This is a genomic window from Pseudonocardia sp. Ae331_Ps2 (assembly GCF_001932405.1).
In the GTDB taxonomy this organism is placed as follows: Bacteria; Actinomycetota; Actinomycetes; order Mycobacteriales; family Pseudonocardiaceae; genus Pseudonocardia.
This window is the reverse complement of record NZ_MCIM01000001.1, coordinates 2,593,400-2,616,867: the sequence shown is the minus strand read 5'-3', so window position 1 is coordinate 2,616,867 and position 23,468 is coordinate 2,593,400. Positions and strand designations below refer to the sequence as shown.

The following is a 23,468-nucleotide window of genomic DNA, read 5'->3' as shown; positions in this document are numbered from 1 at the left end:
CTTATCGGGTCTTCGGGGCGAAAATGCGGGAGATGATGCGGGCGACGATGTTCAGCACCATGACGACGAGCATCAGGACCAGCGCAGCGGTCCAGGCCCGGTCGAGGAACGCCTCACGCGGGATGCCGGGAACGGCGTAGGAGTAGTACGAGAACACCGGCAGCGTGGCCATCGGCCCCGAGAACGGGTTCAGGTTGACGCCGAGCGCGAGACCCGTGGTGACCAGCAGCGGGGCGGTCTCACCGATGACGCGGGCGACGGCGAGCATGACGCCGGTCGCGATACCGCCGGCCGTCGTGGGAATGACGACCTTGAGGATCGTCCGCCACTTCGGCACACCGAGCGCGTACGCGGCCTCGCGCAGCTCGTTCGGGACGATCTTGAGCATCTCCTCGGTGGAGCGCACCACGATCGGGATCATGAGGACGGTCAGGGCGACCGCGCCGGCGAAGCCGAACCGCACCGCCGGGCCGACGAACAGCGCGAACAATGCGAACGCGAACAGACCGGCGACGATCGACGGGATGCCCGTCATGACGTCGACGAAGAACGTGATCGCCCGCGCCAGCCGTGACCGGTTGCCGTACTCGACCAGGTAGATCGCGGTGAGCACACCCACCGGGATGGACATGATCGCGGCGAGCGCCGTGATGATGAGCGTGCCCTGGATGGCGTGCAGCGCACCGCCGCCGACCCCGACGACGCCGCGCATCGAGCTGTTGAAGAACGTCGGGTCGAACCGTGCCCAGCCGTTCGAGACGACGGTCCACAGCACCGACACCAGCGGGATCATCGCGAGCAGGAACGCACCCGTGACGATCGCCGTCACCAACCGGTCGGCGGCCTTGCGGGCGCCCTCCACCGCGCGGGACACCACGTAGGTGGCGACCAGGTACACCACCACGGTCAGGAAGACCCACAGCCCGATGCCGAAGCCGCCCGCCAGGGCGGTCGCACCGGCCGCCACCACGGCCGATCCGGCGACCAGGGCCCACGGCGACCACTTCGGGAGGGAGCCCTTGCGACGCGGCAGAGCCGTCGTCGTGGCCGGGGCCTGCAGCGTGCTTCCGGTCACGGTCGCCTCGGTGTCGGTGCGGTTTCGTTCGGTCCCGGTGGACATCTCAGTTCGCTCCCGAGAACTCGCGGCGGCGCTCGACGATGTAGCGAGCGATCATGTTGACCAGCAGGGTGATCAGGAAGAGCACCAGACCGGACGCGATGAGGACGTTGACGTCGATGCCGGACGCCTCGGGGAACTGCAGCGCGATGTTCGCGGCGATCGTCGACGGGTTGCCGGAGCCGATCAGGTTGAACGTGATCCCGCCGGAGACCGACAGGATGATCGCCACCGCCATGGTCTCGCCGAGCGCGCGGCCGAGGCCGAGCATCGCGCCCGAGACGATCCCGGAGCGGCCGAACGGCAGCACCGCGAGCCGGATCATCTCCCAGCGGGTGGCCCCCAGGGCGAGCGCGGCCTCCTCGTGCAGCTTCGGCGCCTGGAGGAAGACCTCACGGGCGACGGCGGTGATGATCGGCAGGATCATCACCGCGAGGACGAGGCCGACGACCAGCATCGTGCGGCCGGTGGCCGACGGCGGACCGGCGAAGAACGGCAGCCAGCCGAGGTAGGTGTTCAGCCACACCATCAGCCCGACGGTCGCCGGGGCCAGGGTCGCCATGCCCCACAGGCCGTACACGATGGACGGCACCGCGGCCAGCAGGTCGACGACGTAGCTGAGCGTCTGTGCGAGCCGGCGCGGGGCGTAGTGGCTGATGAACAGCGCGACCGCGATCGCCAGCGGCGTCGCCACGATCAACGCGATGACCGCGCTGACCAGCGTGCCGAAGATGAGCGGCGCGATGTAGAGGGCGAGTCCTCCGTGCACCTCGGACGCAGGGGCCACGACGGCAGGGAACGCCTCGCTGACGAGGAAGGCCGCGACGCCCGCAAGGACGACGAGGATGAGGATGCCTGCACCCTTGGCCGACCCGGCGAAGATCCGGTCCCCGAGCTGGGTCACCGGCTTCGCGGGAGCGGGCGCGGGCGAGTTTTCCGTGGTGGTCACTGTGATCCCTGGGGGTGCGGAACGCGCTGGGCAGGGGACTCGAGCGGCCGGGAACCCCGGGCGGTCACCATGATGACGACCGCCCGGGGTTCCTGGCTAGATGACATCCGACTCAGACGCTCAGCCCTGGGCCTTGATCTGGTCGATGACCGGCGTGATCTGGCCGCGCAGGGTGTCCGACAGCGGCGCCGAGCCGGCGTTCTGAGCGGCGGTCTGCTGCCCCTCCGGGCTGACCACGTAGTTCAGGAACGCCTTGGTCGTGTCGGCCTGGGCGGCGTCCGGGTACTGCGGGCAGGCCAGCAGGTAGGACACCAGCACGACCGGGTAGGCACCGCCGGTGGCGGTCCGGTTGAGGTCGAAGGCGAACGAGGTGTCGCCCTGGCCCTCGACGCGCTTCGACTCCTCGAGGATCTTGGCGGCGGCCTCGGCGGTCGGCTCGACCGCCTGGTCGCCCAGCTTGACCTTGGCCTTGCCGAGGTCCTTGGCCTGGCTGGCGTCGGCGTAGCCGATGGTGCCGTCGCCGCCGCCGACGGCGGTCACGACACCGGAGGTGCCCTGAGCGGCCTCGCCACCCTGGACCGGCCAGGTCTGCGCGGCCTTGTCGGTCCACACCGCCGGGGCGGCCTTGTTCAGGAAGTCGGTGAAGTTCTGGGTGGTGCCCGACTCGTCGGATCGGTGCACCGGGGTGACGCGGGTGGCCGGGAGCTGGACGCCCGGGTTGTCCGCGGCGATCTTCGGGTCGTTCCAGGTGGTGATCTGGCCCTTGAAGAGACCGGCGATGGTGGCCGGGGACAGGGTCAGGTCGTTGACTCCGTTCAGCTTGAAGACGACGGCGATCGGCGAGACGTAGCTCGGCACCTCGATGACCGACCCACCGCAGCGCTCACGCGCCTTGGTCAGCTCGTCGTCCTTGAGGTAGGCGTCGGTACCGGCGAACTGGACACCGCCCTGGATGAACTGGGTACGACCTCCGCCGGAGCCGACCGGCTGATAGTTGACGGTGGCACCCGGGTTCGCGCCGCCGAAGCCGGCGATCCAGGCCTGCATGGCCGCCTGCTGGGAGCTCGCGCCCGCACCGGAGATCTGGCCGGTGACGCCCGAGCCCTGGGCGTCCGAGCCGCCGCCCTCGTTCGCCGCACCGCAGCCGGCGACGAACAACGCACAGGACGTGGCGATACCGACGGCAGCCAGGCGCGCCCGGGGCGCACGCCGCTTGGTCTTCACTGCAGTTTCCTCCGAGTCGGCAACGAGCCGGTTGCGGTACGGCGGTCTGGGGTGACCACCCGGCCGCAGACGCTAGGAGCCGCCGTTGGACGCCACCCCCACGGAAGATGAACGTGGGATGAACAGGGTCGGCGACCGGGTGGACCTGCATCACACGTTCGACGGAACATGGTCACCCGTAGTCGAACGGTGACAGGGTCTCACCGGGCGTAGTTGACGTCCGCGGCGTGCACGGCGAACCCGAGGCGCTCGTAGACGCGCACGGCCGGGGCGTTGTCGGCCTCGACGTAGAGCAGCACGGTGTCCAGCCCGCGGTCGTGCAGGTGGTGCAGCCCGGCGAGGGTCAGGACCTTCCCGAGCCCTCGTCCGTGGCTGGCCGGGTCCACACCGAGGACGTAGACCTCGCCCATCGCGCGCTCGTCGCCGGTCGCCGGGTGGACCTTGGTCCAGTGGTAGCCGAGCAGGGTGCCGCCGTCGTCGACCGCGAGCAGGAACCCGGCCGGGTCGAACCAGTCCTCGGCCTCCCGGGCGGCGAGCTCGGCGCCGGTCCAGCCGCCCTGCTCCGGGTGCCAGTCGAAGGCCGCGTTGTTGACGCGGAGGAACTCGTCGTCGTCGCGGCCGGGCTCGAAGGCGCGGATCGTGACGCCGTCGGGGACGGTCAGGGCGGGCAGCGGGCCCGCCTCGGTGGTGCGGCGCATCTGCCACAGCACGCGGTCCCGGCGGTAGCCGCGGCCCGCGGCGAGCTCCTTCGCGGCGTCGAGGTCGCCGTGCGCCCACACGTGCGGGTCGGCGGTGACCTTCTCCACCGCGGTGACGAGCGCGCCGCCGATCCCCCGCCGTCGCGCGTCGGGGTGCACCACCAGCTCGGCGTAGGTGCCGTCGACCTGGGCGTAGCCGGCCACCGCGCCGTCGTCACCGGCGACGACGAGGTGCGTCACGCCGTCGGCGGGGGTGTCCGGGCGCAGGTGCATCAGGTACTGCTCGGAGAGCGGTTCGGCGCCGTCGGCAGCGGTCGCCGCCCTCAGCAGATCCTGCACCGCGGAGACGGTGGCGGCGTCGAGACGGGAGTGCTGCTGCGGGTCCACGAGCGCCGACCCTAGGTCACCGCGGTGCCCACGCTCCACGTCCCGGGCCGGCCGAGGGCCGGGCGCCGGGCAACGGCCGACGGTCCGGGACGGGCTCGGGGTCCGCGTCGTCCTGGTCGGGCGGCGCCGACAGCCCGCCGCGCGACGGCCGGACGAACTTGTAGCCGACGTTGCGCACGGTGCCGATCATCTGCTCGTGCTCGCCGCCGAGCTTGGCGCGCAGCCGCCGGACGTGGACGTCGACGGTGCGGGTGCCGCCGAAGAAGTCGTAGCCCCAGACCTCCTGCAGCAGCTGGGCCCGGGTGAACACCCGGCCCGCGTGCTGCGCGAGGTACTTGAGCAGCTCGAACTCCTTGTAGGTGAGTTCCAGCAGCCGGCCCTTGAGCCGAGCCGAGTACGTCGCCTCGTCGATGACGAGCTCACCGAGGACGAGCGCGCCACCTCCGGACGCGGACTCGGCGCCGGGGCGCGACCGCAGCAGCCTCAGCCGCGCGTCCACCTCCGCCGGGCCGGTGTCGGGGAGCAGGATCTCGTCGACCACCCACTCGCCGGACACGGCGACCAGACCGCCCTCGTTCAGCACGGCGATCACCGGCGCGTCGGTCCCGGCGCTGCCCAGCAGCCGGCACAGGCTGCGCGCGGCGACCAGGTCCGAGCGGGCGTCCACCAGGACGGCGTCGTGCGGACCGGCGTCGAGCAGTGCTGCCACCTCGGGCGCCGCGGTCCGCACGTTGTGCGGCAGCAACGACAGGGCGGGCAGTACGGCTGCCGCATCCGGAGCCGTGGTCAGCAGGAGCAGTTCCATGGACTCCCCCCTTCTCGCGATACGCAGACGATACCGGGACGTCACCCCACGGTCAGCCGCAGAGCGACGGGTTTCACGCCGCGATCTGGATCGTTCTCACCACCGATCGGGTCCGATCCGGGGTCCCGGGGCCGCCCATCGGGCCGGCAGCGGGGCTCTCTACCCTGGTCAGGACGTATTCCGATCCTGTGGAGGCCCGGTCGTGGGACGCCCCGTCCGTCGCGTGCTCGTCGCCGTCCTGGCGGTGGCCGCCGTGCTCGTCGTGGGTGATCTCGCCACCGGCGCGGCCGTCGAGTCGGGCATCTCGCGCGCGTTGCGGGACCGGCTCGACCTCCCCGAGGACCCCCGTGTGCAGGTGCACGGCTTCTCGGTGCTGGCCCAGGCCGCGACCGGCCGCTACGACCACGTCGAGATGACGCTGCAGCGGGTCCCGGTCGGGCCGCTGCGCACCCCCGAGCTCCAGGTGCAGCTGTACGGCCTGCGCGGAGACCTCTCCGATCTCGCCGGTCCCGGGCCGGCCCGGTTCCGTGCGGCGGCGGCCGAGGGGATCGTCCAGATCAGCCCGAACGACGTCCGCCGGATGGTCGTCGACGCCGGGGGGCCCGCCGCCGGGGTGACGCGACTGTCGGTCGAGGCCGTCGACGCGAACGCGATCGACTCGGTGATCCTGGCCGGCGGCGACCCGACGCTGCGCGGGCTCGACCCGCGCAACGCCGCACGGTTCGTCGCGGAGATGCCGGTGGACGGGGCCGACGCGCGGGTGGCCGTGCTGGCCGCGCTCGTCGTCGACCACGGCACCATGCGGGTCGTCCCGCGCGACGTCCGGCTCGACGGCTCGGACGAGCCGGTGCCGGACGCGGTGCGCACCTCGATGCTGCGCGCGCTCGCCGTGGACATCGACCCGGGTCCGCTGCCACTGGGCGTCACCGCGACGTCGGCGAGCGTTCCGGAGTACAACGTGCTGCAGGTCGCCGGTTCGATGCGCGACCTGAGTGTGGGCGCCGGACCGGGTACGTCCCGCTCCGCGGGCTGAGCGGGCCGAGAGGAGGCGTCGGTGGACGTCACGGGTGCAGTGGTGCTGGTCGTCGTCCTGGTGGTGGCGACGCTCGCGGGGCTGGTGCTGCGCAACCGGTCCGGGCGGCTCCGGCCCACCGGCGACGACCGCGGCGCGACCGACGGCGCCGGGCCGGGCTGGGACCTGGCCGGAACCGGTCCGGACGGGCGCCGGGCCCTGCTGCTGCAGCTGTCCTCGCCGGTCTGCGCGCCGTGCCGGCAGACCGCGCGCGTCCTCGGTGACCTGGCCGCGGCGGACCCGGGCCTGGCGCACGTGGAGGTCGACGTGGCCGAGCACGTCGACGTCGCCCGGGCACTGGGCGTGCTGCGGACCCCGACGACGGTCGTCTTCGACGCCCGCGGCGCGGAGGTCCTGCGGGTCTCCGGTGTCCCGCGCGTCGACGAGCTCGTCGCCGCCCTTCCCACCGGCTGAGAACGTGTGTGTGATGTCCGGTCGGCGCCGACCGCTGGGCTCCGCGCCGAACGTGAGCTAGGCTCGGTGACGTGAACTGGCCGCTGACCCGACGCCGCACGGTTGATCTGTGCCGCCTCGCCGGCTGCCTGTGTCTGGACTCCTGACCCGCGTGTCCTGAGCCCGGCGTCCCGCGACGCCGAGGTTCCCACCCCGGTTACTGGAGTCCCATGTCCGCCACGGACCACGGATCCGCGCACTCCGAGCCCCGGCTCGACCCGCGCGGGGTCCGCTTCTCCGCCGCGATCACCACCGTCGTGCTGGCGTTGGTGCTGCTGTCCGGCAGCGGCGTGCTCGTCACCGCACAGGCCGTCGTGTTCGCCGTCGCCTCGTTCGCCGGCATGCGGTTCGCGCCGTACGGCGTGGTCTACCGGCACCTCGTCGCGCCCCGGCTGGGTCCGCCCGCCGAGCGCGAGGACGCCGCCCCGGTCCGCTTCTCGCAGACCGTCGGGCTGGTGTTCACCGCCGTCGCGGCGGTCGGCTACCTGTCCGGACTGACCGTGCTGGGTGTCGTCGCCACGGCGGCGGCACTCGTGGCGGCCTTCCTCAACGCGGCCTTCGGCTTCTGCCTGGGCTGCGAGATGTACGGGCTCCTCGCCCGCCTGCGCGGTGGCGCCGCCGCCGCGCGTTCCTGACCCACCCTCGACACGACTCGGGAGAGAAACGAACATGAGCCGCGAGGACGTCCTCGTCACCGCCGACTGGGCGGAGCAGAACCTGGAGACCGACGGGGTGGTGTTCCTCGAGGTCGACGAGGACACCACCGCCTACGACGGGGGCCACATCCCCGGTGCGGTCAAGGTCAACTGGACCGACGAGCTGCAGGACGCGGTCCGTCGTGACATCCCCACCAAGGAGCAGTTCGAGCAGCTGCTCTCGGCCAAGGGCGTCGCCAACGACGACCTGGTCGTGCTCTACGGCGGCAACAACAACTGGTTCGCCGCGTACGCGTACTGGGAGTTCAAGCTCTACGGCCACGACAAGGTCGTGCTGCTCGACGGCGGCCGCAAGAAGTGGGAGCTCGACGGCCGGACCCTGACCACCGACGTCAAGGACCGCCCCGCGACCTCCTACACCGCGAAGGAGGCCGACACCTCGATCCGCGCTTTCCGCGACGAGGTCGTCGACGCGATCGACACCAAGAACCTGGTCGACGTCCGGTCACCCGACGAGTTCTCCGGCAAGATCCTGGCCCCGGCCCACCTCCCGCAGGAGCAGAGCCAGCGTCCGGGCCACGTGCCGAGCGCGATCAACATCCCGTGGTCGAAGGCGGCCAACGAGGACGGCACGTTCAAGTCGAACGAGGAGCTCGCCTCCCTCTACAAGGAGGCCGGCTTCGACGAGGGCAAGGCGACCATCGCCTACTGCCGCATCGGCGAGCGCTCCAGCCACACCTGGGTCGTGCTGCACGAGCTCCTGGGCCACTCCGACGTCAAGAACTACGACGGCAGCTGGACCGAGTACGGCTCGCTGATCGGCGTGCCGATCGAGCTGGGAGCGAAGTGACATGTGTGCCGCACCTGACCAGAACCTGACCCTGCCCCCGAACACGGACCTCTCCAAGGAGACCGTGCTCGCCGGCCGCGTCATCGCCGGTGGCGACCCGGTGGCCGGGGCCTTCGTCCGGCTGCTGGACGGCACCGGGGAGTTCACCGCGGAGGTCGTGTCCTCGGCCTCGGGTGACTTCCGGTTCTTCGCCGCCCCGGGCACCTGGACCGTCCGGGCGCTGTCGCGCTCGGGCAACGGCCAGTCCGAGCTCGTTGCCGACGGGCCGGGCCTGCACAGCGCGGAGATCGCCGTCGCCTGACCGGTCCGCGGGGCCGCCGCCCCCGACCGCACGAACGGGCCCCTCGTACGAGAGCTTTCGTACGAGGGGTCCGTTCGTGCGTGGACAGGGGCATCGGCACGGCACTCGGTGCCCGGACCGGGGCGGCGGTAGAGTGGCCGGTCGTGCACTGGTTCTCCACCGGGCTGTTGATCGCCCTGTCCGCGGGAACCGCCGCCTGGGCCGGATGGTTGCTCCGTCGCCTGTTCGTCGTCGAGCCCGCCGCCGCGCCCGGGCCGGGTCCCGATCCCGAACGGGACCCCGACGACCACCACACCGAGGAGCAGACCCCGTGACCGACCCCGAGCCCGCCGCAGCCGCCGACGAGGAGTTGCAGACCACCATCACCGGACCGGAGAACGCGGCCCCGGACTCCCCGCAGCGCAACCGGCCGCAGTGGCCCGACCTGCCCGTCGACGACGACACCGCCAACCTGCGGCAGGGCCCCGACCTGCACGAGGCCTGCCTCGGCCTGCTCCCGCTCGTCGGGACCTGGCGGGGCACCGGCGAGGTCGTCTACCCGACGATCGAGGGCCCGTTCCACCTCGGCCAGCAGATCACCTGGGCGCACGACGGCCGCCCGTTCCTGTCCTACGAGGCACGCTCCTGGCTGCTCGACGACGACGGCGGCATCATCCGCCAGGCCGCGCGCGAGACCGGGTTCTGGCGTCCCCAGGAGGACGGCTCGATCGAGGTGCTGATCGCGCACAACACCGGCATCGTCGAGGTCTACTACGGCCCCCGGGGCGACATGCGGTCCTGGCAGATCGAGACCGACGCCGTCGCCCGGACGCCGTCGGCCAAGGAGGTCACCGCGGCGAAGCGGCTCTACGGCCTGGTCAACCAGGGCGACCTCGCCTACGTCGACGAGCGCGCGATGGTCGGGCAGCCGATGCAGCCGCACATCTCGGCCGTCCTGCACCGGGTGGTCGGCTAGTTGGTCGCGGTCCGGGTCCGCCCCTGCGGCGGACACGCGGTGCTGCTGGAGGTCGACGACGCCGCCGGGGTGGCGGCCGTCGTCGCCGCCGTGCGGGACGCCGGGCTGCCCGAGGTGCGGGAGCTGGTCCCGGCCGCCCGGACCGTGCTCGTCGAGGTGGCGCCCGGGGCCACCACCGAGCGGGTCGTGCAGGTGGCGCGGGCCGCGGACGCCGACGCCGGCGAGGCGGGCACCGGCACGGTCCACACGCTGGCCGTGACCTACGACGGCGAGGACCTCGCACTCGTCGCCGGGACCGCGGGCCTGTCCGTCGACGAGGTGGTCGCGCTGCACAGCGGCGCCGAGTACCGGGTGGACTTCTGCGGCTTCGCGCCGGGCTTCGGCTATCTGTCGGGCCTCCCCGAGCCGCTGCAGCAGCCGCGGCTGGAGAGCTCGCGGACCGCGGTGCCCGCCGGCTCGGTCGGGATCGCCGACGTCTACAGCTGCGTCTACCCGCGTCGCTCCCCCGGCGGCTGGCGGCTGATCGGCCGCACCGACGCCGTCCTGTTCGACCCCGTCGCCGACCCGCCGGCGCTGTTCACCCCCGGCGACCGCGTCCGGTTCGAGCCCCGGTGAACGCGCTGCTGGTGGTGCGGGCCGGACCGCAGGCGCTGGTGACCGACCGCGGTCGTCCCGGGCATGCGCACCTGGGGGTCCCGCCGTCGGGTGCGCTGGACCGGCCGGCCTACGAGCTGGGGAACCGCCTGGTCGGCAACGACGACGGCGCCGCCGGCCTGGAGCTGCTCGGCGGCGGGCTGCGGGTGCGCGCCAGGGGCGGCCGGACCGTCGCCGTCACCGGGGCGCCCGCGCCGGTGCTCGTCGACGGCCGGCCTGCCGGGTCCCACCGGGCGCTGCACCTGCCCGACGGCGCCGAGCTCGCGGTCGGGACGCCGGTCGGCGGGCTGCGGTGCTACCTCGCCGTCGCGGGCGGGGTGGACGCTCCGGTCGCGCTGGGCAGCCGCAGCACGGATCTGCTGTCGGGGCTGGGCCCCGACCCCGTCGCCGACGGCGACGAGCTGCCGGTCGGCCCGTGGTCGGGCCGGGTCCCGGTGTCCGGGCCGGTCCCGGTGTCGGTGCCCGGTGCCGTGGTCGGGCTGCGGGTGCGTCCCGGCCCCCGCGACGACTGGTTCACCGACCCGCACGGCGCCCTCGCCGGTCCGCTGTGGACGGTGACGGCGGACGGGAACCGGATCGGGGTCCGCCTCGACGGGCCGTCCCCGGGGCGGCGTCCGGAGTGGAGCGACCGGGAGCTCCCGAGCGAGGGGATGGTGACCGGCGCGGTGCAGGTCCCGCCGGACGGGCCGCCGGTGGTGTTCCTCGCCGACCACCCGACGACCGGCGGCTACCCGGTGATCGGCGTCGTCGACCCCGCCGACCTGCCGCTGCTCGCCCAGGCCCCGCCGGGGACGGGCGTGCGGTTCACCGTGCTGCGCTGAGGCTCAGCGCTCGGCGTCCTCGCCATCGAGGATGGTGCGGACCTCGTCGACGGCCATCCCGGAGAGCCGGCCGATCTGCGCCGGGTCGAGCCCGCACTCGTGCAGGCGCCGGACGGCGCCGGCCAGGTCGTCACGGCGGCGGCGCAGGACCTCGTCGAGCTCGGCGATGCGGTCGCGGGTGTCGTCGAGCCGTTCGGTCGCGTCGACGGCGCGGGCCGGGTCCTCGATGAGCACTCCGAGCAGCCGGTCCTTCGCGTCGCCGGCCGTCGGAGTGCGGGCCCCCGCGGGCGGGACGACGGCGAGCGGCAGCTCCTGCTGCTCCCCTCCGGGGAGATCGGGCTGCGGGTCGACGACCGCGTCGGCGCCGCGCAGACGCGCCCGCTGCACGGCCCGGGCGGCGAGGGCCTGCTGCACGGCCCGGGAGACCGGCTCGGGCGTCGGTCGGGACGCGGCCCCGGTGGGCGGGGTCGGTACGGCGGGTGGGACCGGTGTGGCCGGCATCGCGGACGTCGCGGGGAGGTCCTCGGACGCCGGTTCGGTGCGCTCGGCCGACCAGGGCGGCAGCGGACCGGTCGCGGTGTCCTGCCGGTCGACCGGGGTCCGCTCCGTCGCCGGGGTCGCGGTGTCGTCTCCGGCCGGGGTCTGCTCGGCCGCGGCGGGCGTGGCGTCCGGGCCGGGCGCGACGACGTCGGTGAGGTCGTCGACGACGCGCAGCCGCGCGACCGGCCACTCCGGGGCCGACGGCGTCGCCGGGTGGTCCGAGGTCCCCGCCGCATCCTGGTGCGTGGTGCTCTGGTCCGCTGCGTCCTGGTCAGCGGCGCCCTGGTTCGTCGTGTCCTGGTCAGCGGCGCCCTGGTTCGTCGTGTCCTGGTCAGCGGCGCCCTGGTTCGTCGTGTCCTGGTCCGCGGCGTCCTGGTCCGCGGCGTTCCGGTCCGGCGCGTTCTGGCCCGGCACGTTCCGGTCCGGCACGTTCCGGTCCGCCGCGTCCTGGACCGGCACGTTCTGGTCCGCGGCGGCCCGGTCAGCGGTGCCCCGGTCAGCGGCGGCATCGGTCAGGGCGGCGGCATCGGTGTGCCGGGCCGTTCGCAGACCGGTCGACCGGGAACGCGGGGTCGGTCGTGGCCGGGGCAGCGGCTCCCCCGCGGCACCCGACGCACCTCCACCCGACGCTCCGGCACCCGGCGCACCGGCACCGGACACCCCGGCACCCGACGCCGGCGGAACCGCGGCGAGCGACACGGCGGCCGTCGCCTCCGGGGCACGGCCCCGGGCGAGGGTGGCCGCGTCGGGCAGCTCGTCGGCCGGGGCGAACAGTGCCTCCAGCGAGCCGTCGCCCCCGTCGTCCCCGTCGTCGTCGGGAGCGGCGTGCCGCGCCGCACCGGACGCGACGGCCGCGCCGGCGTACGCGGGCACCCGCGGCAGCGGACCCGTGTCCGCGCCGCGCTCGGCGACCACGTCGGCGACGGTCCGTACACGCGCCGGGGGCGGCGGGTCGGCCGGACCACCGGCCGCCTCACCGGTCCAGTCCGCATAGGACGGCTGCGGGTCCGCGACCGTGCGCGGGGGCTCGAGCGGCAGCGGCACGGGCGCGGAGGTGCGGCGCGCACGCCACACCCCCCACAGGACCAGTACCACGAGCACGCCCGCGCCCAGCACCGCCACGAGGGGCAGGACCGGGACCGTGAACGAGCCGAGCTGCATGGGCCCGGACCTTATTGGGGTCCCGGGCCCCGCGCGGGGAACCTCAGCTGCTGCGCGTCCCCGTCGAGGGCTGCGCCGCGTCCGTCCGGCCCTTGTCCCCGGTGGCCGTGCCGGAACCGTTGCGGGTCGCGCCGTTGCCCTTCCCGCCGCCCTGCGACGACGGCTCGGACCCCGACGACGCACCGTTACGACCGTTCTGACCGTGGCCGGCCTGGCCGGAGCCGTTGCGCGCGCCCTCCGGACCTGGTCGTGCCGGGCCGCGCCCGGGAGCCGGGTTCGCGGTCGTCGGCGGCTCCACGTCGGCCTTCGCGCCCTCGGCCGCGGTGCCCTTGTCCCCTGCCGGCGGCTTCTGCGAACCATCCGTTGGGGTGTCACCGGAACGGCGGACGGCGCCGACCGCGACCGTGCGCTCGGCGTCGCCGCCGGACTTCGGACGCGGGTCCTGGACCGGCACCACCGACGTCTTCGGCTCCGCCTCGGCAGGCCGGGAGCCCGACGCGGGCCGGAACAGCTCGGCGGGCTCGGGCTCGTCACCGGGGCGGGCCGCGGTGGCACGCTCGGCACCACCCTGCTGCCCGGTGGGGGCCGGCGACGGGCGCGGGCCCGGTGCGGGCCGCGGGCCCGGGCGCGGACCGGAGCTCTTGTCCGCCTCGGTCTTGTCCCCGTCGGTACCACCCGGCCGCTGTCCCGCGCCGTCGGCCCGGGCGGGCTGCGGCGCGCCGGCCGGACGGCCACCGCCCGACCCACCGGAGCCGGGCGAGACCGGACCCGAGGCCGGCCGGGGCTGGGACCCGGAGTCCTGGCGGCCCGGGCCGGGGCCCGGCTGCGGACGCGGACCGGGACGCGGTGCCGCGTCGGCCGACGGCGACGCCTGAGCGGCCGCCGGTCGGGCGCCGTTCACCCCGGCACCGTTGACACCCGCCGCGGGTGCCTGCGGGCGGCCGTTCGGGGAACTCTGCGGACGCGCAGAGCCCTGCTCCTTCTGACCGGGACGCTCCTGCTGACCGGGCCGCTGCTCGGCCCCCGGACGCTCCTCGGCGCCGGACCGGGAGCCGGGACGCTGCGGCTCCGGGGCACCCGGGCGCGGGCCGGGACGACCGGGCCGCTGGTCCGCGGAGTCGGGACGGGCCTTGGGCTGGTCGGAGCGGCCCTGGTCGGAGCGGCCCTGGGCGGAACGGTCGTCGGACGACGCCGCCTCGCCGGCCGGTCCACCGGGCTTCTGCGCCGGACCGGGGACCGGTCGGACCTCGTGGCGGGCCTTGTCCCCCGCGGCCGGGTCCTTCCCGACCTCGGCGCGCAGCTCGTCGCGACGACGGGTCAGCTCGCTGACCTCCGTGCGGAGCTTGTCGCCCTGCTCACGGGCACGGTCGGCGTCGGCGCGGGCGCGGTCGACCTGCTTGCGGGCCTCCGCGACGACGCGCTCGGCGTCGGCACGGGCCTTGTTGCGGATCTCCTCCGCCTCCTCCTCGGCCTTCTGCAGGATCGCCTGCATGCGGTCGGAGAAGCTGTCGACGGCACCGTGTCGGTCGGAGTCCGACGGCCCCGGGACGGGGCGTGGGCCGGGACGCGGCACCGGGCGGGGTGGCCCACCCGCCGGCCCGACGGCGAACCCGCCGGGCGGCGGCACCGGCATGGGCGGCGGGATCGGCCTGCTCCGCAGCGCCTCGAGGTCCGCCCGCATCCGGCCCATCACCCGCTGCATCCCGACGATGTGCTCGTCGACCTGCCGCCGGTCGTAGCCGCGGAGAACGACGTCGAACCGCGGGGAACCGCCCGGGCGGTCCGCCCCGTCTGCCGTCATCGCCTCTCCTCAGGTCGTCGACATGGGTGCCCTCGACGGGCACGTTCGAGGTCGGCGGACCGACGGTCCGGCGCGACCTCGCCGGTCAGGGTAGTCACGACGACGGGGTCGCGGCGAACCACGCAGCGTGCACCGGTCGTCCGTCGGCGTGGCGGGCCCCGCGACGGACGGTTCCGTGACACGATGTTCGGTCACCGTCCTCGTGACCCGATCCTACCGGGCCACACCGAATACCATCGGCGGTGTGGACAGCACACTGAAGGGCACGTTGCACCGGCGTGGGCTCCGGATGACCCCTCAACGCCAGCTCGTGCTGGACGCGGTCAGGGAGCTGGGGCACGCGACACCCGAGCAGGTGTGCACCCGGGTCCAGGCGACGGCACCGGCGGTGAACATCACGACCGTGTACCGGACGCTGGACCTGCTCGAGGAGCTCGGCGTCGTCCGGCACGCCCATCTCGGGCACGGGGCGCCGACCTACTCCGAGCACCAGCACCGCCACGTCCACCTCGTCTGCCACCACTGCGGCCGGGTGGACGAGGCGCCGACCGAGCTGCTCTCCGATGTGGCGAGTCGCACGCTCGCCGACCTGGGATTCCGCCTGGACGCGACGCACGTGGCCCTGTCCGGCACGTGTGTCGACTGTGCGCACGACGACGAGGACTCCACAGAAGAGGACTCCGCCGAAGGAGCCCCCCAGCAGGACGACACGGCGCCCCCCGAGGGCGCGGAGGGAGACCGGTGACCGTTCCCGGATCCGAGCAGACCCCGGACACCACCGACGCCGAAGGCTCGACCCCCGACCCGGACGACGCCGTCGCCGCGCACCACGGCGACCCGCCGGCCGAGCAGCGGGCGATGGCCCGCTCGGCGGCCGTCGTCGACCGCGGGCACCGCGAGGTGCTGGCGGTGACCGGCGAGGAGCGGCTGTCTTGGCTGCACCTGCTGCTCACCCAGCACGTCAGCGAGCTGCCGCCCGGCACCGGCACCGAGGCCCTGGTGCTCGACGCGCAGGGCCGGGTGCTGCACCACATGGCCGTCGCGTCGTCGGCGGACACGGTCTGGCTCGACACCGAGCCCGGTGAGGGCGCCGCCCTGCTCGACTACCTGTCCAAGATGGTCTTCTGGTCGAAGGTCGAGCCGCGCGACGTCACCGCCGAGCTGGCCGTGCTGTCCGTCGTCGGCCCCGAGACCCCCGCCGTGCTCGCCGCGGCCGGGCTCCCGGTGCCCGATGCGCCGAACGGCGTCGCGGCCCTGCCGGACGGCGGGTTCGTGCGACGGATGCCGTGGCCGGGCCGGGACGCGGCGGACGTCGTCGTCCCCCGCGGCACGAAGGACACCCGCTGGGCGGACCTCACCGCCGCCGGGGCGCGGGCCGCCGGGACGATCGCGTTCGAGGCGCTGCGGGTGGAGTCGCGCGCGCCGCGCCTGCACCGCGACACCGACGACCGCACCATCCCGCACGAGGTCGGCTGGATCGGCTCCGCCGTGCACCTCACCAAGGGCTGCTACCGGGGGCAGGAGACCGTCGCCCGGGTGGCGAACCTGGGCCGCCCCCCGCGGCGCACGGTGCTGCTGATGCTCGACGCGGGCGACGAGGACCTGCCCCGCACCGGCGACCCGGTGGTGCGCGACGGCCGCACGGTCGGCCGGGTGGGCACGGTCGTCCAGCACCACGAGCTGGGCCCGGTGGCGCTCGCGCTGCTCAAGCGGTCGGTCCCGGTCGACGCCGAGCTGACCGCGGGCGTCGACGACCGGGTCTCCCCGGCCACGATCGACCCGGACTCCTACGAGCCGGACCCGGACACCCCGCCGCCGGGCCGTGCCGCCCGGGAACGGACGGGCGGCGCCGCGCGCCGGGGGTGACGCGCGGCCCGGCCGGACCACCGTGGGACGGCCACCGGGTGAACACCCGGGTGTCCCGCACCGGTCCGCGCCCGGGTCCGCCTGTGACGACGGCGGTGCCGCGTCGCATGTTCCGGGGTGAGCAGGGTACGGTTGGTCCCACGACATTGATGAGACGAGAGGGGCCGCCGGGTCGTGCGCAATGACCGGCCGCCCCTTCCCTGTTGTAAGGGGGACCTGCCATGGGGCGTGGACGAGCCAAGGCCAAGCAGACGAAGGTGGCCCGTGAGCTCAAGTACAGCTCCCCTTCTATGGATCTCGACGCCTTGCAGCGGGAGATCGGTAGTGCGACGGCGGTGACGACGACGGACAGCCGCGAGGACGACTACGGCGAGTACGACGACCTCGCCGCCAAGTACAACGACGAGGACGACGACCCTCGGCGTTGACGGCCACTTCGGCGCCCGGCCCCCGTCGTGTTGCGACGGTCCGGGCGCCGTGGCACGTGCCGACCCGGTGAGCCCGCTCGCCGGACCGGTCGCACCGGCCGGTTTCCCCTGGCCGCTCGGATAGGGCAAGATCACGACCTGTCTCCCGTGGGAGGCGTGGTCACCGGTCCCGTCACGTCCGAGGTGTTCAGCAGATGCGCGGCAACCTGTTCGCGGTCGCCGTCAACCTGGTCGTGCTGACCGTACGGTCGGACCGCCTGCACGTGCTGCTCATCGAACGGGGCGAGCCCCCGTTCCTCGGGCACTGGGCGCTGCCCGGTGGTTTCGTGCGCCCTGAGGAGGATCTGGTCCACACCGCCAGTCGGCGGTTGGACGAGGAGACCGGGACCGACACCGGCAACGCCGTCTGCGGGCACCTCGAGCAGCTGGCGAGCTACGCCGCCCCCGACCGCGATCCTCGCGGCCGGGTCCTGTCCGTCGGCTACCTCGCGCTCCTTCCGGACATGCCGGAGCCGACGCCGGGCGGCGGGGCCACCGCATCCGCGTGGTGTGCCGTCGACGACGTGCCGCAGCTGGCGTTCGACCACCAGCGCATCCTCGCCGACGGTGTGGAGCGGGCGAAGTCGAAGCTCGAGTACACGACGCTCGCCGTGTCGTTCTGTCCGGACGAGTTCACGGTGACCGACCTGCGCCGGGTCTACGAGGCCGTCTGGGAGACCTCCCTCGACCCGCGCAACTTCCAGCGCAAGGTGACCTCCACCGACGGCTTCCTCGTGCCGACGACGACGCTGGTCACCGGTGGCCGCGGGCGTCCGCCCCGGTTGTTCCGCCGGGGTCCGGCGACCGCACTGCACCCCCCGATGCTGCGCGAGTCGCACCGCGCCGGGAACCGACCGACCGCGCAGAACGCGGCGTCGCCGCCGGGACCGGCGTAGCGCACGGTCGAGGAGACCCGGACCGGGTCGCCGCCCGGCTGAGCCACGCCCGACCGAGCGCCGGCGACACCCCCTGCGCCGAATTCGCTTACCGGGTAAGCGACTCCCACGCGGAGACCGTCCCCGGCCGGCGGCCGGGACGACGCCGCGACGCTGACGGTACGAGGAGCGCGCCGGATGGCGGAGGGACGCGCCGCGGAGCCGGGCACCGAACCGGAACCGAGCGCACCGGACTGCCGGCCCCGGCGGAACCGGGCGGCACGGGCCGCTCAGAAGCGGGGGTGCTCCCCGCGCAGCTGCACCCGGGCGCCGAGCTCGCCGGAACCGGCACCGTCGACGTCGCCGATCCGGCCGACCTCGCCCAGGATCCAGGCGGGCACGTGCCGCGCGGTGAGGACGGCCAGGGCGCGGTCGACGTCCTCGGGCGGGAGCACCGCGACCATCCCGACGCCCATGTTGAACGTCTTCTCCATCTCCGCACGCTCGACGCGGCCGCGGGACTGGATCAGCTTGAAGATCGGCGCCGGCGTCCAGGAGCCGCGTTCCACGGTGGCGGCGAGACCGTCGGGCAGCACCCGCTCCAGGTTGCGGGCCAGCCCGCCGCCGGTGATGTGGGAGAACGTCCGCACGCCGGTCTCGGCGGTGATCGCCAGGCAGTCCTTGGCGTAGATCCGGGTCGGAACGAGCAGCTCCTCGCCGAGGGAGTGGTCGAACTCCTCCAGCTCACCGGCCAGCGGCAGCCGGGCGATGTCGAGCAGCACGTGACGGGCCAGAGAGTATCCGTTGGAGTGCAGCCCGGAGGAGCCGAGCGCGACCAGCACGTCGCCGGGGCGGACCCGCTCGGGTCGCAGCATCTTCTCGGCGTCGACGACACCGACACCGGTCGCGGAGAGGTCGTAGGCGCCCTCCTCCATCAGGCCGGGGTGCTCGGCGGTCTCGCCGCCGAGCAGCGCGCAGCCCGCGGTCTGGCAGCCCTCCGCGATGCCGCGCACGAGTGTCGCCACCTTGTCGGGGACGATCTTGCCGATGGCGATGTAGTCCTGCAGGAACAGCGGCTCGGCCCCGCAGACCACCAGGTCGTCGACGACCATCGCGACGAGGTCCTGACCGATGGTGTCGTGCTTGTCCATCGCCTGCGCGATCGCGACCTTGGTGCCGACGCCGTCGGTCGAGGCGGCCAGCACCGGCTCGGAGTACTTGCCGAACTTCGCCGCGAACAGGCCCGCGAACCCGCCGATGCCGCCGCGCACCTCGGGCCGGGTCGCCTTCTCGGCGAACGGACGAAAACGTTCGACCGCCTGCTCCCCCGCATCGATGTCCACCCCCGCGGAGGCGTAGCTGGCGGGGCCGGGCTCGGTCGAGGGCATGCGTGGTCTCTCCAGGTCGGGGCGGGGTCGTGATCGGGTGCCGCTACGGGCGGGTCAGCGCTTCCCCGGCACCGTATCCGACGGACAACGGCCCCGGATCGCCAGAGGCCGCACCGGACGCCGTCGGCTCCGGGACGTCCTCCAGCAGGTGCTTGCCGAGCTGGGCCTCCTCCGGCAGCGGGATCGGGTACTCCCCGTCGAAGCAGGCGCAGCACAGCCGCGAGCGTGGCTGCTCGGAGGCGGCGACCATCTGGTCGACCGAGACGTAGCCGAGGCTGTCCGAGCCGATCGAGCGTCGGACGCCCTCGGTGTCGGCGCCGTTGGCGATGAGCTCGGCCCGGCTGGCGAAGTCGATGCCGTAGAAGCAGGGCCAGCGCACCGGCGGCGAGGCGATCCGCACGTGCACCTCGAGCGCGCCGGCCTCGCGCAGCATCCGCACCAGCGCGCGCTGGGTGTTGCCGCGGACGATCGAGTCGTCGACGACGACCAGGCGCTTGCCGCGGATGACGTTGCGCAGCGGGTTCAGCTTCAGCCGGATGCCGAGCTGGCGGATGGTCTGGCTGGGCTGGATGAAGGTCCTCCCGACGTAGGCGTTCTTCACCAGGCCCTGGCCGTAGGGGATGCCGGAGCCCTGGGCGTAGCCGATCGCGGCCGGGGTGCCGGACTCCGGGACCGGGATGACCAGGTCGGCCTCGACCGGGTGCTCCTCGGCGAGCCGGCGGCCGATCTCGACCCGGGTGTCGTAGACCGAGCGGCCGGCGATGGTGGTGTCCGGGCGCGCCAGGTAGACGTACTCGAACACGCAGCCCTTCGGCTCCGGGGCGGCGAAGCGCTGGCTGCGGATGCCGTCGGAGTCGATCGCGATGAGCTCGCCCGGCTCGACCTCGCGGACGAAGGAGGCACCGACGATGTCCAGCGCCGCCGTCTCCGACGCGACGACCCAGCCCCGCTCCAGGCGGCCCAGCACCAGCGGGCGGACGCCGTGGGAGTCACGGGCGGCGTAGAGGGTGTTCTCGTCGGCGAAGGTCAGCGAGAACGCGCCGCGCAGCCGCGGCAGCAGCCGCATCGCGGCCTCGTAGACGCCGAGGTCCGCCGCGCCCGCGGCGAGCAGCTCGGTGAGCAGGTCGGAGTCGGTGGTCGCGCGCAGCCCGGACCGCTTGCGGTTCTCCAGCTTCGCGACGGCGTCGCGCAGCTCGGCGGTGTTGACGAGGTTGCCGTTGTGGCCCAGCGCGAGGCCCGAGCCCGCGGCGGTGGTCCGGAACGTCGGCTGGGCGTTCTCCCAGGTCGTCGCGCCGGTCGTCGAATAGCGGCAGTGCCCGACGGCGAGGTGCCCGCGCAGCGAGGACAGCGTCTGCTCGTCGAACACCTGGCTGACCAGGCCGAGGTCCTTGAACACCACGGTGCGACGGCCGTCGGACACGGCGATGCCGGCGGCCTCCTGGCCGCGGTGCTGCAGCGCGTAGAGGCCGTAGTAGGTCATCTTCGCGACGTCCTCGCCGGGGGCCCAGACGCCGAACACACCGCACTCCTCGCGGGGTCCTGACTCGTCGGGCTCGGGGGCGGGGGGGGCGACAGGGGTGAGGGAGAGGGTTCGTTCAGGGCTGACGTGCTCGTTCCGGACGGAACTCAACGCGGCGCTCCTCGGCTGGCGGCGTACCGGGACCAGGGCACGACTGTACGCCCCGAGATCACCCATCCCCAGGTACGGGGACAGGGGTCACGTCGGCGTCGCACACCGCTCCCGTCCGGTCACGGCGTGCGCAGCGGCAGGAACGAGGCGATCTCCCCCGCCCGCGACCCCGACGCGGACACCCGCCCGGTGGCGACGGCGTCGTCCCAGCTCAGGCGGCCGATGGCGAGCGCGATCCAGGTCCGCGGATCGGCCTCGACGACGTTCGGCGGGGTGCCGCGGGTGTGCCGCGGCCCCTCGACGCACTGCACCGCACCGAACGGCGGGACCCGCACCTCGACGCTGCGGCCGGGGGCACGCCGGGCCAGCTCGTCCAGTGACTCCCTGACCGCGGCCTTGCGCACCGCCCGCTCCGGCTCGACGTCCCGGTCGACCCAGTCCGCGAGGAGGTCGGACATCAGACCGAGACGGCGCCGAACCGCGCGGGGAGGGTGCCCTCCCAGGCGGTGCGCAGCTCGTCGAGCGGCACCGCGCCGACGGCGTCGCCCAGGTCGAGGACGTCGCCGCCGGTCTCGCCGAGCCGCAGCGCAGGAACACCGGCCTCGGCGGCGCGGACGAGGAACGCGTCGGCCCCGGCGGCGGGAACGGTGACCAGCACCCGTCCGGCGGACTCGGCGAACAGCGCGGTGAAGGAGTCCTCGTGCACCCCGGCCAGGTCGACGCGGGCGCCCCGGCCCCCGGCGAGTGCGGCCTCGACCAGACCCTGGGCCAGGCCGCCGTCGGACAGGTCGTGGCTTCCGGTCAGGGCCCGGTCCGCGGCCGCGGCCGCCAGGAGCTGCGCGAGGCGCCGTTCGTGCTCCAGGTCCACGGCGGGCGGCCGTCCGCCGAGGTGCCCGTGCACCTCGTGCGCCCACTCCGACCCGCCGAACTCGGCGGTGGTGGTGCCGAGCAGGACGACCGTGTCGCCGTCGGCACCGGCGAACCCGGACCGGACCGCGGTGGTGACGTCGTCGATCACGCCGAGCACGCCGACGACCGGGGTCGGCAGGATCGCCGTCGTCCCGGTCTGGTTGTAGAAGCTCACGTTGCCGCCGGTGACCGGGGTGCCCAGCACCGCGCAGCCGTCGGCGAGGCCGCGCACGGCCTGCTCGAACTGCCACATGACGTGCGGGTCCTCCGGCGAGCCGAAGTTCAGGCAGTCGGTGACGGCGAGCGGGACGGCGCCGGAGGTCGCGACGTTGCGGTAGGCCTCGGCCAGCGCGAGCTGCGCGCCGACGTACGGGTCGAGCGCGACGAAGCGGGAGTTGCAGTCGGTCGCGACGGCGATGCCGCGGCCGGTGGACTCGTCGACCTGCACGACCCCGGAGTCGGCGCCGTGCGCGGCGACGGTGTTGCCGCGCACGTAGCGGTCGTACTGGTCGGTGACCCAGGCCCGCGACGCGAGGTTCGGCGCGGCGGCCATCCGCAGGATCTCCGCGCGCAGCTCGGACGGGGTCTCCGGGCGGGGCAGCGCCTCCGGCGAGTCCGCGTTCAGCGCGTCCTGCTTCGCGTCGTCCCGGGCGACCGGGCGGGTGTAGACCGGGCCCTCGTGGGCGACGGTGCGCGGCGGCACGTCGACGACGGTCTCCCCCTGGGAGGTGATCACCAGGCGGTCGCCGTCGGTGACCTCGCCGATCACGGTGGCGATGGTGTCCCACTTGCGGCAGACGGCGAGGAAGGCCTCGACGTTCTCCGGGGTCACGACCGCGCACATCCGCTCCTGGGACTCCGAGGAGAGGATCTCGGCGGCGGTCATGCCGGTGGCACGCAGCGGAACGGCGTCGAGGTCGACGTGCATGCCGCCGTCGCCGGCGGAGGCGAGCTCGGAGGTCGCACACGACAGCCCGGCACCACCGAGGTCCTGGATGCCGACGACCAGCCCGGCCGCGAACAGCTCCAGGCAGCACTCGATGAGGACCTTCTCGGTGAACGGGTCGCCGACCTGGACGCTCGGGAGCTTCTTGCGCCCGGTGCCGCCGCTCTCGGCGTCGAAGGTCTCCGACGCCAGCACCGAGACACCGCCGATGCCGTCCAACCCGGTCGTCGCCCCGAACAGAATGATCTTGTTGCCGGTGCCGGAGGCGAACGCGAGGTGCAGGTCCTCGGTCTTCAACGCGCCCACGCACAGCGCGTTGACCAGCGGGTTCCCCGCGTAGGACGGGTCGAAGACGACCTCGCCCGCGACGTTCGGCAGACCGAGGCAGTTCCCGTAGCCGCCGACCCCGGCGACGATGCCGGGCAGCACCCGGCCGGTGTCGTCGGCGTCGAGCGGGCCGAAGCGCAGCGGGTCGCCGACGGCGATCGGGCGCGCGCCCATCGCCATGATGTCGCGGACGATGCCGCCGACACCGGTCGCCGCGCCCTGGTAGGGCTCGACGTAGGACGGGTGGTTGTGCGACTCGACCTTGAAGGTGACCGCCCAGCCGTCGCCGACGGACACGACACCCGCGTTCTCGCCGATCCCGGCGAGCATCGTCGAGCGCATCTGTTCGGTGGTGGTCTCACCGAAGTAGCGCAGGTGGACCTTGGAGGACTTGTAGGAGCAGTGCTCGCTCCACATCACCGAGTACATCGCGAGCTCGGCGTCGGTGGGCCGGCGGCCGAGGATCTCCCGGATGCGGGCGTACTCGTCGTCCTTGAGCCCCAGCTCCCGGAAGGGCTGCGGCTGCTCCGGAGTGGCCTCGGCGTGCTTGACGGAATCGACCGGCACCTGGGACTGCGTCACGGGGCCAGGGTAGACGGACCGCCCCGGTCCACGT

Annotated in this window: 25 protein-coding genes; 14 read left to right on the top strand and 11 right to left on the bottom strand. The window is 74.0% G+C overall.

Annotated elements, in window-relative coordinates; genetic code table 11:
• Nucleotide 1: 1 nt before the first annotated feature.
• The 5 genes from pstA to Ae331Ps2_RS12515 form a co-directional block, all read right to left on the bottom strand.
• Nucleotides 2-1,120 carry a phosphate ABC transporter permease PstA gene (gene pstA, locus Ae331Ps2_RS12535; RefSeq protein WP_020626044.1) on the bottom strand — a complete coding sequence of 373 codons (1,119 nt, stop codon included), beginning with the start codon at nt 1,118-1,120 and terminating at the stop codon, nt 2-4.
• 1 nt (nt 1,121) lies between these two features.
• Nucleotides 1,122-2,066 carry a phosphate ABC transporter permease subunit PstC gene (pstC, locus tag Ae331Ps2_RS12530; protein WP_043280504.1) on the bottom strand — a complete coding sequence of 315 codons (945 nt, stop codon included), beginning with the start codon at nt 2,064-2,066 and terminating at the stop codon, nt 1,122-1,124.
• A 120-nt stretch (nt 2,067-2,186) separates the two neighbouring features.
• Nucleotides 2,187-3,290 carry a phosphate ABC transporter substrate-binding protein PstS gene (gene pstS, locus Ae331Ps2_RS12525; protein WP_020626042.1) on the bottom strand — a complete coding sequence of 368 codons (1,104 nt, stop codon included), beginning with the start codon at nt 3,288-3,290 and terminating at the stop codon, nt 2,187-2,189.
• A gap of 200 nt (nt 3,291-3,490) precedes the next feature.
• On the bottom strand, nt 3,491-4,375 hold the full coding sequence (gene mshD, locus Ae331Ps2_RS12520; RefSeq protein ID WP_075312471.1) for a mycothiol synthase: 885 nt from the start codon (nt 4,373-4,375) through the stop codon (nt 3,491-3,493).
• A 16-nt stretch (nt 4,376-4,391) separates the two neighbouring features.
• The gene (locus Ae331Ps2_RS12515; protein WP_020626040.1) at nt 4,392-5,180 is read right to left on the bottom strand and encodes a response regulator transcription factor; all 789 of its coding nucleotides are present in this window, start codon (nt 5,178-5,180) and stop codon (nt 4,392-4,394) included.
• A gap of 202 nt (nt 5,181-5,382) precedes the next feature.
• On the opposite strand from Ae331Ps2_RS12515, the gene Ae331Ps2_RS12510 reads away from it, so the two are divergent.
• From Ae331Ps2_RS12510 to Ae331Ps2_RS12470, 10 genes are all read left to right on the top strand, one after another.
• The gene (locus Ae331Ps2_RS12510; protein ID WP_075308744.1) at nt 5,383-6,213 is read left to right on the top strand and encodes a DUF2993 domain-containing protein; all 831 of its coding nucleotides are present in this window, start codon (nt 5,383-5,385) and stop codon (nt 6,211-6,213) included.
• 21 nt (nt 6,214-6,234) lie between these two features.
• Nucleotides 6,235-6,666 (top strand): thioredoxin family protein, encoded by a 432-nt coding sequence (locus Ae331Ps2_RS12505; protein ID WP_075308746.1) that lies wholly within the window; start codon nt 6,235-6,237, stop codon nt 6,664-6,666.
• A 71-nt stretch (nt 6,667-6,737) separates the two neighbouring features.
• Nucleotides 6,738-6,812, top strand: coding sequence for a putative leader peptide (locus Ae331Ps2_RS34245; protein WP_350662235.1), 75 nt, complete (start codon nt 6,738-6,740; stop codon nt 6,810-6,812).
• Between the two features lie 63 nt (nt 6,813-6,875).
• Nucleotides 6,876-7,340, top strand: coding sequence for a DUF4395 domain-containing protein (locus tag Ae331Ps2_RS12500; RefSeq protein WP_060713556.1), 465 nt, complete (start codon nt 6,876-6,878; stop codon nt 7,338-7,340).
• A 34-nt stretch (nt 7,341-7,374) separates the two neighbouring features.
• The gene (locus Ae331Ps2_RS12495; protein ID WP_020626036.1) at nt 7,375-8,211 is read left to right on the top strand and encodes a sulfurtransferase; all 837 of its coding nucleotides are present in this window, start codon (nt 7,375-7,377) and stop codon (nt 8,209-8,211) included.
• A gap of 1 nt (nt 8,212) precedes the next feature.
• The gene (locus Ae331Ps2_RS12490; RefSeq protein ID WP_020626035.1) at nt 8,213-8,512 is read left to right on the top strand and encodes a DUF1416 domain-containing protein; all 300 of its coding nucleotides are present in this window, start codon (nt 8,213-8,215) and stop codon (nt 8,510-8,512) included.
• Between the two features lie 80 nt (nt 8,513-8,592).
• Complete coding sequence (locus tag Ae331Ps2_RS31965) at nt 8,593-8,826, top strand: hypothetical protein (RefSeq protein WP_020626034.1); 234 nt, start codon at nt 8,593-8,595, stop codon at nt 8,824-8,826.
• Nucleotides 8,823-9,467 carry an FABP family protein gene (locus Ae331Ps2_RS12480; protein WP_371335639.1) on the top strand — a complete coding sequence of 215 codons (645 nt, stop codon included), beginning with the start codon at nt 8,823-8,825 and terminating at the stop codon, nt 9,465-9,467. The genes Ae331Ps2_RS31965 and Ae331Ps2_RS12480 overlap by 4 nt, the downstream gene beginning before the upstream one ends.
• A gap of 39 nt (nt 9,468-9,506) precedes the next feature.
• On the top strand, nt 9,507-10,082 hold the full coding sequence (locus tag Ae331Ps2_RS12475) for an allophanate hydrolase subunit 1 (protein WP_043280506.1): 576 nt from the start codon (nt 9,507-9,509) through the stop codon (nt 10,080-10,082).
• Nucleotides 10,079-10,942: a biotin-dependent carboxyltransferase family protein gene (locus Ae331Ps2_RS12470; RefSeq protein ID WP_075308750.1), complete on the top strand. Its 864-nt coding sequence runs from the start codon at nt 10,079-10,081 to the stop codon at nt 10,940-10,942. Before Ae331Ps2_RS12475 ends, Ae331Ps2_RS12470 begins: the two co-directional genes overlap by 4 nt.
• A 3-nt stretch (nt 10,943-10,945) precedes the next feature.
• Here the strand turns inward: Ae331Ps2_RS12470 and Ae331Ps2_RS12465 are convergent, their stop codons facing one another.
• Together Ae331Ps2_RS12465 and Ae331Ps2_RS12460 are read right to left on the bottom strand one after the other, a co-directional pair.
• Nucleotides 10,946-12,643, bottom strand: a complete 1,698-nt coding sequence (locus tag Ae331Ps2_RS12465; protein ID WP_075329728.1) for a hypothetical protein — start codon at nt 12,641-12,643, stop codon at nt 10,946-10,948.
• A gap of 43 nt (nt 12,644-12,686) precedes the next feature.
• Nucleotides 12,687-14,444: a hypothetical protein gene (locus Ae331Ps2_RS12460; RefSeq protein ID WP_075308754.1), complete on the bottom strand. Its 1,758-nt coding sequence runs from the start codon at nt 14,442-14,444 to the stop codon at nt 12,687-12,689.
• 289 nt (nt 14,445-14,733) lie between these two features.
• On the opposite strand from Ae331Ps2_RS12460, the gene Ae331Ps2_RS12455 reads away from it, so the two are divergent.
• The 4 genes from Ae331Ps2_RS12455 (at nt 14,734) to Ae331Ps2_RS12440 (ending at nt 17,673) form a co-directional block, all read left to right on the top strand.
• Nucleotides 14,734-15,189, top strand: coding sequence for a Fur family transcriptional regulator (locus Ae331Ps2_RS12455; protein WP_051050347.1), 456 nt, complete (start codon nt 14,734-14,736; stop codon nt 15,187-15,189).
• Nucleotides 15,186-16,310, top strand: a complete 1,125-nt coding sequence (locus tag Ae331Ps2_RS12450; RefSeq protein WP_075308756.1) for a folate-binding protein YgfZ — start codon at nt 15,186-15,188, stop codon at nt 16,308-16,310. Before Ae331Ps2_RS12455 ends, Ae331Ps2_RS12450 begins: the two co-directional genes overlap by 4 nt.
• A gap of 221 nt (nt 16,311-16,531) precedes the next feature.
• Nucleotides 16,532-16,738 carry a DUF3073 domain-containing protein gene (locus Ae331Ps2_RS12445; protein WP_043281081.1) on the top strand — a complete coding sequence of 69 codons (207 nt, stop codon included), beginning with the start codon at nt 16,532-16,534 and terminating at the stop codon, nt 16,736-16,738.
• Between the two features lie 194 nt (nt 16,739-16,932).
• A complete protein-coding gene (locus Ae331Ps2_RS12440) occupies nt 16,933-17,673 on the top strand; it encodes an NUDIX domain-containing protein (RefSeq protein ID WP_075308758.1) in 741 nt (246 codons plus the stop codon).
• A gap of 269 nt (nt 17,674-17,942) precedes the next feature.
• On the opposite strand, the gene purM is transcribed toward Ae331Ps2_RS12440, so the two are convergent.
• From purM to purL, 4 genes are all read right to left on the bottom strand, one after another.
• A complete protein-coding gene (purM, locus tag Ae331Ps2_RS12435; protein ID WP_020626716.1) occupies nt 17,943-19,040 on the bottom strand; it encodes a phosphoribosylformylglycinamidine cyclo-ligase in 1,098 nt (365 codons plus the stop codon).
• A 43-nt stretch (nt 19,041-19,083) separates the two neighbouring features.
• The gene (gene purF, locus Ae331Ps2_RS12430) at nt 19,084-20,670 is read right to left on the bottom strand and encodes an amidophosphoribosyltransferase (protein ID WP_075308760.1); all 1,587 of its coding nucleotides are present in this window, start codon (nt 20,668-20,670) and stop codon (nt 19,084-19,086) included.
• 119 nt (nt 20,671-20,789) lie between these two features.
• The gene (locus Ae331Ps2_RS12425) at nt 20,790-21,128 is read right to left on the bottom strand and encodes a sterol carrier family protein (RefSeq protein ID WP_075308762.1); all 339 of its coding nucleotides are present in this window, start codon (nt 21,126-21,128) and stop codon (nt 20,790-20,792) included.
• The gene (purL, locus tag Ae331Ps2_RS12420) at nt 21,128-23,434 is read right to left on the bottom strand and encodes a phosphoribosylformylglycinamidine synthase subunit PurL (protein WP_075308764.1); all 2,307 of its coding nucleotides are present in this window, start codon (nt 23,432-23,434) and stop codon (nt 21,128-21,130) included. The genes Ae331Ps2_RS12425 and purL overlap by 1 nt, the downstream gene beginning before the upstream one ends.
• Between the last annotated feature and the right edge of the window lie 34 nt (nt 23,435-23,468).

Excerpts from the sequence above, each read along its gene's own strand:
- Ae331Ps2_RS12500 (WP_060713556.1), top strand. The coding sequence starts at position 6,876 with ATGTCCGCCACGGACCACGGATCCGCGCACTCCGAGCCCCGGCTCGAC.
- pstA (WP_020626044.1), bottom strand. The coding sequence starts at position 1,120 with ATGTCCACCGGGACCGAACGAAACCGCACCGACACCGAGGCGACCGTG.
- Ae331Ps2_RS12490 (WP_020626035.1), top strand. The coding sequence starts at position 8,213 with ATGTGTGCCGCACCTGACCAGAACCTGACCCTGCCCCCGAACACGGAC.
- Ae331Ps2_RS12515 (WP_020626040.1), bottom strand. The coding sequence starts at position 5,180 with ATGGAACTGCTCCTGCTGACCACGGCTCCGGATGCGGCAGCCGTACTG.
- purM (WP_020626716.1), bottom strand. The coding sequence starts at position 19,040 with ATGCCCTCGACCGAGCCCGGCCCCGCCAGCTACGCCTCCGCGGGGGTG.
- Ae331Ps2_RS12460 (WP_075308754.1), bottom strand. The coding sequence starts at position 14,444 with ATGACGGCAGACGGGGCGGACCGCCCGGGCGGTTCCCCGCGGTTCGAC.
- Ae331Ps2_RS12495 (WP_020626036.1), top strand. The coding sequence starts at position 7,375 with ATGAGCCGCGAGGACGTCCTCGTCACCGCCGACTGGGCGGAGCAGAAC.
- Ae331Ps2_RS12440 (WP_075308758.1), top strand. The coding sequence starts at position 16,933 with ATGCGCGGCAACCTGTTCGCGGTCGCCGTCAACCTGGTCGTGCTGACC.
- Ae331Ps2_RS12445 (WP_043281081.1), top strand. The coding sequence starts at position 16,532 with ATGGGGCGTGGACGAGCCAAGGCCAAGCAGACGAAGGTGGCCCGTGAG.
- Ae331Ps2_RS12465 (WP_075329728.1), bottom strand. The coding sequence starts at position 12,643 with ATGCAGCTCGGCTCGTTCACGGTCCCGGTCCTGCCCCTCGTGGCGGTG.
- Ae331Ps2_RS12425 (WP_075308762.1), bottom strand. The coding sequence starts at position 21,128 with ATGTCCGACCTCCTCGCGGACTGGGTCGACCGGGACGTCGAGCCGGAG.
- Ae331Ps2_RS12455 (WP_051050347.1), top strand. The coding sequence starts at position 14,734 with ATGACCCCTCAACGCCAGCTCGTGCTGGACGCGGTCAGGGAGCTGGGG.